Annotated in this window: 7 protein-coding genes; all 7 read left to right on the forward strand. The window is 42.6% G+C overall.

Translation table 11 applies throughout. The features are described from left to right. Positions 1-32: 32 nt before the first annotated feature. On the forward strand, positions 33-2,408 hold the full coding sequence (locus LI149_RS12275; protein WP_227143421.1) for an endonuclease MutS2: 2,376 nt from the start codon (positions 33-35) through the stop codon (positions 2,406-2,408). Positions 2,409-2,432: 24 nt separating this feature from the next. Further along, positions 2,433-3,137 (forward strand): response regulator transcription factor, encoded by a 705-nt coding sequence (locus LI149_RS12280; RefSeq protein WP_005330374.1) that lies wholly within the window; start codon positions 2,433-2,435, stop codon positions 3,135-3,137. Between the two features lie 32 nt (positions 3,138-3,169). Continuing rightward, positions 3,170-4,582: a cell wall metabolism sensor histidine kinase WalK gene (locus tag LI149_RS12285; RefSeq protein WP_117606918.1), complete on the forward strand. Its 1,413-nt coding sequence runs from the start codon at positions 3,170-3,172 to the stop codon at positions 4,580-4,582. Positions 4,583-4,643: 61 nt separating this feature from the next. Further along, entirely contained in the window at positions 4,644-5,924 is a 1,281-nt protein-coding gene (locus tag LI149_RS12290) for a S1C family serine protease (RefSeq protein WP_168932981.1), read from the forward strand. Between the two features lie 109 nt (positions 5,925-6,033). Further along, complete coding sequence (locus tag LI149_RS12295) at positions 6,034-6,975, forward strand: 3'-5' exoribonuclease YhaM family protein (protein WP_005338523.1); 942 nt, start codon at positions 6,034-6,036, stop codon at positions 6,973-6,975. Positions 6,976-7,085: 110 nt separating this feature from the next. Further along, complete coding sequence (gene rlmD, locus LI149_RS12300; protein ID WP_227143420.1) at positions 7,086-8,579, forward strand: 23S rRNA (uracil(1939)-C(5))-methyltransferase RlmD; 1,494 nt, start codon at positions 7,086-7,088, stop codon at positions 8,577-8,579. Between the two features lie 180 nt (positions 8,580-8,759). Next, the coding region (locus LI149_RS12305; RefSeq protein WP_227143422.1) for a MerR family transcriptional regulator at positions 8,760-8,931 on the forward strand (172 nt) is incomplete at its 3' end.

Genomic DNA, 8,931 nt, shown 5'->3' on the forward strand with positions numbered 1-8,931 from the left:
AAATAGGGTAAAATAAATGCTAGGTGAATATGATGAATAAGAAATCTTTATACAAATTAGAATACAATAAAATAATTGAAAAACTGACAGAGCACGCAGGTTCTTTTGGAGGCCAGGAGCGTTGCAGAAAATTAAAACCAAAGACGGAAATCTCTGAAATTGAGAGAATGCAGGAAGAAACGGCCGCAGCATTTACACGGATCATAAAGAAAGGACGTCCATCTTTTGGAGGCTGTAGTCCGGTAAGTGAATCTATGATGCGTCTGGAAATCGGAGGAACACTTGGAAGTGGGGAGTTACTTCGCATATGTAAGGTTCTGGAGACTGCAGGACATGTGAAGAATTACGGGCGCCATGACAATGCAGATGATATGCAGGATATATTGGACGGATACTTTGAACAGCTTGTTCCTGTATCTATTTTGTCCACGGAAATCCGCAGATGTATTCCGGCAGAAGATGAGATTAGTGATGATGCAAGTCCGGAGCTTAAGAGAATCCGTCGTGCTATGGGGCAGATTAATGATAAGGTTCATGCAACATTGTCTTCCATGGTGAATGGTTCACTCCGCACATATTTGCAGGATCCGATTATTACGATGCGTGGGGATCGTTACTGTATCCCGGTCAAGGCCGAATACCGTGGTCAGGTCCCGGGAATGATCCATGACCAGTCATCAACAGGTTCTACTTTATTTATCGAGCCGATGGCAGTTGTAAAGCTGAATAATGATCTGAAAGAATTATATGGAAAGGAACAGGAAGAAATTCAGGTCATTCTTGCCAGGTTGAGTGCAGACGCAGCAGAATATGTTTCTGAAATCCGTACGGACTATGCAACATTGACAGAGCTTGATTTTATATTTGCAAGAGGAGCTCTTGCATTGGATATGAATGCCAGAAAACCGATGTTCAATCAGGAGAGAAGGATCCGTATCCGCGAGGGAAGACATCCGTTATTAGATAAGAAGAAAGTCGTTCCGATCAGTCTGACACTGGGCGAGGACTTTGATCTTCTGATTGTGACAGGACCGAACACCGGTGGTAAGACTGTATCACTTAAGACCGTTGGATTATTTCAGCTCATGGGACAGGCCGGTCTTCATATTCCGGCACTGGACCGTTCTGAACTGGGTGTATTCCGTGAAGTTTATGCAGACATCGGTGATGAGCAGAGCATTGAACAGAACTTAAGTACATTCTCATCACATATGACAAATGTAGTGTCATTTATCAAGCAGGTGGATGAAGATTCACTTGTACTTTTTGACGAGCTTGGAGCTGGAACTGACCCGACTGAGGGTGCGGCACTGGCAACAGCAATATTGAATCATTTGCATTGTCAGGGAATCCGTACTATGGCGACTACGCATTACAGTGAATTAAAGGTTTATGCCTTGTCCACACCAGGGGTAGAAAATGCGAGCTGTGAGTTCGACGTGGAGACACTTCGCCCGACGTATCGACTGCTTCTTGGAATCCCAGGAAAGAGTAATGCATTTGCAATTGCAGGAAAACTGGGACTTCCGGACTATATCATCGAGGAAGCAAAGACACATTTGACGGAGCAGGACGAATCTTTTGAGGACTTGCTGACAGATCTGGAGAGCAGCAGACGAACCATCGCGAAAGAACAGGAAGAGATTGCGGCTTACCGCCGTGAGCTGGAGGCTCTGAAGCAGGAGACGGCGCAGAAGAAAGAAAAGCTGGAAGAACAGCGTGACCGCATTTTACGAGAAGCGAATGAAAAAGCACATGCGATTCTGGCAGATGCCAAAGAGACAGCAGATGAGACAATGCGTAACTTTCATAAGTTTGGAAAGGCCAATGTTTCGGCAACGGAGATGGAAAAAGAGCGTGAGCGCCTGAGAAAGAAGATGGAGAAGACACGCGAGGGCATGACAGAGGAAGTGAAGAAGCCGAAGAAGCAGTATAAGCCATCTGATTTTAAATTAGGCGAGACGGTTAAAGTTCTGAGCATGAATCTGACCGGAACAGTGCATTCACTGCCAGATACAAAAGGCAACCTTATGGTTCAGATGGGAATTCTTAGCTCAAAAGTACACATTTCTGATCTGGAGATTGTTGATGAGAAGCCGGCATATCTGAAAAAGACTGCTGCAAGAACAAGTAAAGGTAAGGTGAAGATGGGCAAATCTTTGTCCGTAAGCCCGGAAATCAATCTGCTTGGAAAGACCGTTGACGAGGCGGTCGCAGAGCTGGATAAATATTTGGACGATGCGTCTTTGGCACATTTGACAAGTGTGCGCGTGGTACACGGAAAAGGAACCGGAGCTTTAAGAGCGGGCATCCACCAATATCTGAAACGCCAGAAGCATGTGAAATCTTACAGATTAGGAGCATTTGGCGAAGGAGATGCCGGAGTGACGATTGTAGAACTGAAATAATGCAAAAATCAGGGAGAATAAATAATGGTTAATAAACAGAAAATTTTGATCGTGGATGACGATGAGGCAATTGCAGAGCTTGTATCTTTGTATCTTGCAAAAGAATGTTTTGACACGATGATGGTTCATGACGGGGAGAAGGCGCTTGTAGCATTCGACACCTATCACCCGAATCTGGTACTTTTAGATCTGATGCTTCCGGGCATTGACGGGTATCAGGTCTGTCGCGAGATCCGTGCGCGGGCAAATACACCGATTATCATGCTTTCCGCAAAAGGGGAGGTTTTTGATAAAGTACTTGGTCTGGAGCTTGGAGCCGATGACTATATTATGAAGCCATTTGATTCAAAAGAGCTTGTGGCGCGCGTAAAAGCAGTGCTCCGCCGTTATCAGGCAGTGCCGAAACCAGAGGTTCCTGCAGTAGATAAGGGAAAATGTGTGGAATACCCGGGAATCGAGATCAATCTGACGAATTATTCTGTTCTGGTCGATGGGCAGAATGTGGAGATGCCGCCGAAAGAGCTGGAGCTTCTTTACTTCCTGGCATCTTCGCCAAATCAGGTGTTTACAAGAGAGCAGCTTTTGGATCAAATCTGGGGATATGAGTATATTGGAGATACCCGTACTGTTGATGTGCATATTAAGCGTTTGCGCGAGAAGATCAAAGATCATAATGGCTGGAAACTTGCCACCGTATGGGGCATTGGATACAAGTTTGAAGTAAAGTAACAGATCAGGAAACCACATAGAAGAGGCATTGTATGAAAAGTACATTGTATTTAAAATTTATCATCATATATATGATTTTCGGGTTCATGAGTTTGTTCACAGTAGCAACGCTTACAAGAACATTGACAGAAGAACCTCTTGAACGGGATCTGGCTGCGGATGTTTATCAGGAAGCGAACCTGGTGGCAAATGAGTATTTGCCACATTATTTCCTTGGACAGATTGATGAAAGTGCTGTCCATACACAACTTGTTGGAATGGAAGCGCATCTGGACGGGGCAGTCTGGTTCGTAGACCGGGAAGGTAATATGATCACTTCCGCACATTCCGACGGATATCCGACAGCACCGACTGCGATTGAAGATTTTAACCCGGCAGAAATTGGCAGCGCAAAGTATGAAGTCGGAACATATCACGATTATTTTAAAGAAGATATGATCACAGTCATTGCACCGGTTGTACATGGATATTCCACACAAGGGTATCTGCTGATACACAAAAGCATGACTCAGATTGGACAATTACAGATTACGTTAATGAATGCAGCGTATATCACACTTGCAGTCATCTATCTGTTGTCATTTTCCATTTTGCTTGGAATTCAGTTTATCGTGTACAGACCGCTCTGCAAGATAACCGAGGCAGCGAAACAATATGCGTCCGGTAATCTGGACTATGAGATTCCTGTGAACACAGAAGATGAGATTGGTTATCTGTCAGCATCGCTGAACTTCATGTCTTCCCAGCTTCGGGATATGGAGGATTATCAGAAGAAATTTGTGGCAAATGTGTCACATGATTTCCGCTCTCCTTTAACATCGATCAAAGGGTATGTAGAGGCAATTGCAGATGGGACAATCCCGCCGGAAATGCAGGGGAAATATCTGAATATTATTTTATTTGAGACAGAGAGACTGACCGATCTGACCAAGGATCTCCTTACGTTGAATGAATTCGATACGAAGAATTTATTACTGGATAAAGTTCCATTTGACATTCATGAAATGATTAAAAATGTGGCAGCCTCCTTTGAGGGACGTTGCACGCAGAAAAAGATTTCTATTGAGCTGGTCTTTGCCAGAAAGCATTTGAAAGTAGTAGCAGATAAACGAAAGATTCAGCAAGTGCTCTACAATTTGCTTGATAATGCGATCAAATTCAGTGACCAGGATTCAATCATTACGATTGAAACGACCGAACGTGGGGATAAGATCTACACGTCGGTCAAAGATTATGGAATTGGAATTCCGAGAAATGCACTGAATAAGATCTGGGAGAGATTTTATAAATCCGATCTGTCCCGTGGAAAAGATAAAAAAGGAACTGGCCTTGGGCTTGCAATTGTCAAAGAGGCGATACAGGCTCACGGTGAAAATATTAATGTAGTCAGTACAGAAGGTGTCGGTACCGAGTTCATTTTCTCGTTGCCGAAGGCAGAGGGATAAGGTATACTGTAAATATCTTCTTTGTTGAATATAAGGTTTGTAAAGGAGCCTGCGTGTACGCATGAAAGATGAGAAAGAACCATTAGAGCAAAAGCAGAACTCGGAAGAAGAGGAGTATTCTTTTTTACAGGAAATCATTAAAGATGAGGCAGGAGATCAGGCGAAGTGGAAACACGACGTCCTTAGAAGGATTCAGTTAGGATTAATATTCGGACTGGTGGCCTGCTTTACTTTTTTTGCGTGCAAACCGTGGGTGGAGAAGAGATTTGAAGGAGATCCGACGGAAGTAACAATTCCACAGGACGAACAGCAGGAAAAAGATCAGACACAGCAGGAACAGGAACAAGTCCAGGAACAGAAACCCGTTCTGACAACAGAAACCTATCAGGAAATGCTGAATAATCTGAAGCAGGTGTCAGGAGAAGTGAGAAAAAGTGTTGTAGAGATTCAGGGTGCTGTTACAGAAGAGAAATTTTCGAAAGATCAGGAAGATAAGGAAAAGAGCATTTCCGGAATGATCGTGGCAGATAATGGTCAGGAACTTCTGATTCTCGCAGGAGAGCTTCCGGTAAAAGACGCGAAGATCATCCGTGTTACATTTTCCGGAGACAGTCAGTGCGATGCCACTTTGAAGAGCCGGGATGCAGGGCTGGGACTGTGTGTTTATGCAGTTCAGAGAAAGAATATTGCGGATGATGTATGGGCACAGATTGAGACAGCGACACTTGGCGGCTCAAAAGTTGTATCCGAAGGCGATACAGTTATTGCTGTCGGGAAATTGTACGGCTGTGATACGATTGCCGGATATGGTGTAATCGAGTCTGGCGAAAATTATCTGGATAAGGCAGATGGACAGTATCAGACCATTTATACGGATGTGGCAGGAGATATTTCCGGAAGCGGAGTTCTTGTGAATATCCGTGGAGAGGTGATTGGAATTATCAACACTTCTGTCAGAACAGATGATCAGACAAATAAGATTTCCGGATATGGAATTTCTGATATCAAAGATGTGATAGAATTACTTTCTAATGGGAAAAATGTACCATATCTTGGAGTGTCCGGTGTAGAGGTAAGCAGCGAGATGCAGGGACAGGGAATTCCACAAGGTGTTTATGTGAAAGAAGTCGATGCAGGATCTCCGGCTATGGCAGCAGGAATTCAGAGTGGTGATATCATTACCAATATTGCAGATACAGATATCATCAATCTTCTTGGTTATCATAATACGCTTATGAAGCAAAATGTGGGAGATAAAATTCTTGTTCGTGGAAAACGTCAGGGAACCGGAGGAGAATATGTGGATATTGACTTTGGAGTCACAGTTGGGTATAAACAGTAAGGAATACTATGCGAAACTATGATGGTGTGTTGCAACAATAACAGAAAATAGTGAACAAATGTCAGCGGAAGCTGACTGATATAAAATTAAGAAAAGAAAGGCACGAATTATGAGATATATTGATACTCTTGTAGAAGGAGAAACAATTCGAAATATATATTTATGTAAAGGAAAGAGATCCGCAGAGACGCGGAATGGAAAGCCGTATGACAATCTGATACTTCAGGATAAGACAGGAACTCTGGACGGAAAAGTCTGGGATCCGAATTCCAATGGAATTGCTGATTATGATGAGAAAGATTTCATTGAAGTATTCGGAGATGTCATCAGTTATAATAACAATCTTCAATTGAACATCCGCCAGATCAGAAAAGCACAGGAAGGTGAATACATACCTGCAGATTATATGCCTTCGACAGAAAAAAGTGTAGATGGGATGTACGAAGAACTGCTTTCCTACGGAAGACAGATCAGCAATCCGTATCTGCGTGGAGTGATCGAGTATTATTTTGAAAAAGACGAGAAATTCATTCGCACATTCAAAGGACATTCCGCAGCAAAGAGTGTACACCACGGATTTGCCGGAGGACTCTTGGAGCACACATTGAGTGTTGTGAAATTCTGCGAGTATATGGTTGGACAGTATGATATTCTCAACAAAGACCTGCTTTACACAGCAGCTATGTGCCACGATATCGGAAAGACAATTGAGTTGTCACCATTCCCGGAAAATGATTACACAGACGATGGACAGCTTCTTGGTCATATCATTATCGGAATCGAGATGATCGATGATGCAATCCGCGAGATTCCAGAATTCCCAAAACAGCTTGCAAGTGAGCTGAAACACTGCATCGTGGCACACCACGGAGAGTTAGAATACGGTTCCCCGAAAAAACCGGCACTGGCAGAAGCCATGGCACTAAATCTTGCCGACAACGCAGACGCCAAGATGCAGACATTAAAAGAAATATTCAAAGACAAAAAAGCCGGAGAGTGGCTTGGATATAACAGATTGTTCGAGTCAAACTTAAGAAAAACAACAATATAGTAATGTAATGGGGACGTAGCAAAACGTAAAAATACTACGTCCCCACCAGTGATTAAGGGTGTCCCTTTTTGCAAAAAGGGGTGCCCCAATTCTTATTATGAGGTATGAATATGCAGAAAAATGATTTGGTTACAGTGGCAATTGAAGATATTGGTGTCGGGGGAGAAGGCATTGGTAAAGTAGATGGGTATACGTTATTTATAAAAGATGCGATTATCGGTGATGTGGTTGAAGCCAAGATTGTGAAGGCAAAGAAGAACTACGGTTATGCAAGACTTATGAATATTGTTATGCCGTCTGAAAATCGTGTAGAAAAGCCAGCGTGTCCGATGGCGAGAAGATGTGGTGGCTGCCAGATTCAGGAGATGAAGTATGGAGCCCAGCTTGCATTTAAAGAAGGAAAAGTCCGTGGTAATCTGGAACGGATCGGAGAAGTCCCGACAGAGCTTCTTGACAATGTCATGCAGCCTATTGTTGGCATGGAAGAGCCATTTCATTATCGAAATAAAGCGCAGTTTCCAATTGGAACAGACAAAGAAGGACACATTATCACTGGATTTTACGCAGGAAGAACACACAGCATCATTCCGAATACAGACTGTGCACTGGGTGTAGCGGTCAATCAGAAAATTCTTGAGATTATTCTGCATTTTATGGAGAATAATCACATTTCTGCATACGACGAGGAAAAGCATAAGGGGCTGGTGCGTCATGTTCTCATCCGTTATGGATTCAAAACTGATGAAATTATGGTCTGCCTTGTGATTAATGGGGAAAAACTGCCACACGCAGAAAAACTTGTGGATAAATTATGTGAAATCTCAGGAATGACAAGCATCACAATCAGTGTGAACAAGGCAAAAACTAATGTCATCATGGGAAATGAAATAAAACTGCTCTGGGGGCAGACGTACATCACGGATTATATTGGAAATGTAAAATATCAGATTTCCCCGCTTTCATTTTACCAGGTCAATCCGGTACAAACTGAGAAATTGTATGGACTGGCGCTTGATTATGCAGATTTAAATGGAAATGAGACGGTGTGGGATCTCTACTGTGGAATCGGAACTATTTCATTGTTCCTTGCTCAGAAAGCAAAGCAGGTATATGGAGTGGAAATCGTACCGCAGGCCATTGACGATGCAAGGAATAATGCGAAGATCAATGATATTACGAATGCGGAATTCTATGTAGGCAAGGCAGAGGAAGTTCTGCCGGAATATTACCGTGAATATCAGGAGAGCCACGGTGGCGAAACGGCTCACGCAGATGTAATTGTTGTAGATCCGCCACGCAAAGGCTGCGAGGAATCATTGCTACAGACCATTGTAGACATGCAGCCAGAAAAAGTTGTATATGTTAGCTGCGACAGCGCCACACTGGCAAGAGATGTTAAGTTCCTAAGAGAAAGCGGATATGAACTTAAAAAAATCACGCCAGTTGATCAATTTCCGAATACGGTGCATATAGAGACAGTTGCTCTTTTGTCCCAACTGAAACAAAAGCCGGATGATTACATTAATGTCACGATTGAACTTGATGATATGGATATAACATCTGCAGAGACTAAGGCAACATATGATGAGATAAATCGGGATTGACAGAGGTAATGAAATGTTTGAAGAATTAGGAATTATGTAATGAACTAGGTCTTGACGAAGAGGAGAAATAGTTAACAAAGAGAGGTTATTAACAGGTAAATATAAATTAAAAAATCATATAAGTAGATGTTGTGTTTTATAAGATACTAGACTGGAATATTATTGAAAGGAGTTGATGCTTTGAGTAAATATTATTCTATACATGAATTCTCAAAAATTATAGGCGTATCTGCTCAGACATTACGAAATTGGGACGCAAATGGAAATATTGATAATACTGAAAAATCTGAACAGCATGAACTTGTTGAAGATCTGGTTCAAATAATCACAGTATTCAGCTGCAAATTACAAG

The organism is Dorea sp. 210702-DFI.3.17 (assembly GCF_020560825.1).
Lineage (GTDB): Bacteria > Bacillota > Clostridia > Lachnospirales > Lachnospiraceae > Dorea > Dorea formicigenerans.

What these genes read in the sequence shown, in the direction of transcription:
- LI149_RS12285 (WP_117606918.1), top strand. Translation starts at nt 3,170, where the DNA reads ATGAAAAGTACATTGTATTTAAAATTTATCATCATATATATGATTTTC.
- rlmD (WP_227143420.1), top strand. Translation starts at nt 7,086, where the DNA reads ATGCAGAAAAATGATTTGGTTACAGTGGCAATTGAAGATATTGGTGTC.
- LI149_RS12280 (WP_005330374.1), top strand. Translation starts at nt 2,433, where the DNA reads ATGGTTAATAAACAGAAAATTTTGATCGTGGATGACGATGAGGCAATT.
- LI149_RS12295 (WP_005338523.1), top strand. Translation starts at nt 6,034, where the DNA reads ATGAGATATATTGATACTCTTGTAGAAGGAGAAACAATTCGAAATATA.
- LI149_RS12290 (WP_168932981.1), top strand. Translation starts at nt 4,644, where the DNA reads ATGAAAGATGAGAAAGAACCATTAGAGCAAAAGCAGAACTCGGAAGAA.
- LI149_RS12275 (WP_227143421.1), top strand. Translation starts at nt 33, where the DNA reads ATGAATAAGAAATCTTTATACAAATTAGAATACAATAAAATAATTGAA.